This is a genomic window from Dehalobacter sp. (genome assembly GCF_030063005.1).
Classification (GTDB): Bacteria; Bacillota; Desulfitobacteriia; order Desulfitobacteriales; family Syntrophobotulaceae; genus Dehalobacter; species Dehalobacter restrictus.
Genome location: NZ_JAPDHR010000018.1, coordinates 1 through 1,509, shown reverse-complemented (window position 1 = coordinate 1,509; position 1,509 = coordinate 1). Strand labels below are relative to the sequence as shown.

The following is a 1,509-nucleotide window of genomic DNA, read 5'->3' as shown; positions in this document are numbered from 1 at the left end:
AGTTCGTCGTGGTTGTCCGTTCTCTTTTTGCATCAATTTCTGCCCAAAGCAGCTTGTCCAGAAACTCCAAATAGGATATACTATCCTTGGAAGCTTCTTCAGCATGGTGGTCATAAACGGCGGCCATATGCGTGAGATTCAGACGATCAAAAGCTTCCTTCAGGTGATGGGTTACCATGTGGACACCTCACTGACTAAAGAATCATAGACTGCGAGCGGTCTTTGATGCACTTTGGGCGATTGGTCTGGAATCATAAGCGGTGCTTTGCGGGCTTTGGCTTTATGATTTTGACTGTTCAATCCTTCAAAGTGCTTTTTCATTTTTTGGACCTGATGTTTTTGGGCCGGTTTCCGGTAACCTTCAATTAAGGTACCAGTTTCATCATAGATTTCAATCGTTCCATTTCTCAGATCCCGCACACCGACACGGTGACCAACAAAGCGGAAGGGAACGGAATAATAATTGGACTGATAACTGATCATGCAATCGTTCATGACTTTCCGGCTGACCAGATCAACAGCAAGAAACGGTTCGGTATTAATGGGTTTCAGCTGTTCTTCATTCAATATATCACGGGGAATTTTGTGAAGTGTCTGATGAAGCCTGACGTTACATTTCGTATCCAGCCAGAGTCGAGCCTGTTCATTGAGGTCAGTTAGATCGGAAAAGCTTTTGACTCTGGGCCAGAAATTGCCGCGTACATATCGGACCCCACGTTCCACCTTGCCCTTGGAACGGGGCAGATAAGGCCGATGCCGAACCGGAATAAAATGGTGATGCTCGGCAAATCGCAAAAACCGCTGATTCCATTTATCGTTGCCGGTTTTGTGACTGTGGGCAACAACAGTTTTCATATTGTCATACAGAATGCTCTCTGTTACACCACCAAAATAGGCAAATGCCCGTTCATGGCAACCGATTAATGTGTCAAATTTCGAATTCTCCGTGAACTCAAGATAATAATTTCTGGAATGCCCTAAAACCATGATGAAGGCATACAATTTTTTGAGCTTTCCATCGGGCATCGTGACAACGAATTCTCCCCAGTCAACCTGAGCCTGTTTGCCAGGGGGCGTATCATAGCGGATTGATGCTTTGGCTAACACTTTTTCACGATATGGTTTCATGAATTCCCGAAGAATCGTCATTTTTCCCTGGTACCCGTCGGCTGCAATTTCATCAAAAATCACAGCGGCATTGACACAGCCTTCATTCATTCGTTCCAGAATATAATCTTTAAACGGATCAAGCTTTCCTTGCCGGAAATGACGTTTCCGATATGCTGGCGGTTCGTTGCGCTTAAGCCAGTTGCTGACTGTTTTTCGATCCACACCCATTTCTCTGGAAATCTGCATGATTGACATTCCCTTGTTCTTTAAACCTTTGATCATGTAATACTCCTCCATTGTTATCATTCGGTTGTCCTCCTTATATTTAAGAAGAAACATACCGTGTTTTTGGGGAATTTTCAACCGTTTATTATGGGCATTTTAACACCGATTTTGACA

The 1,509-nt window shown here is 44.0% G+C and carries 1 protein-coding gene; it reads right to left on the bottom strand.

Translation table 11 applies throughout. The features are described 5' to 3' along the window. Positions 1-171: 171 nt before the first annotated feature. Positions 172-1,416, bottom strand: a complete 1,245-nt coding sequence (istA, locus tag OKX56_RS06685) for an IS21 family transposase (protein ID WP_287895961.1) — start codon at positions 1,414-1,416, stop codon at positions 172-174. Between the last annotated feature and the right edge of the window lie 93 nt (positions 1,417-1,509).

Excerpts from the sequence above, each read along its gene's own strand:
- istA (WP_287895961.1), bottom strand. The coding sequence starts at position 1,416 with ATGATAACAATGGAGGAGTATTACATGATCAAAGGTTTAAAGAACAAG.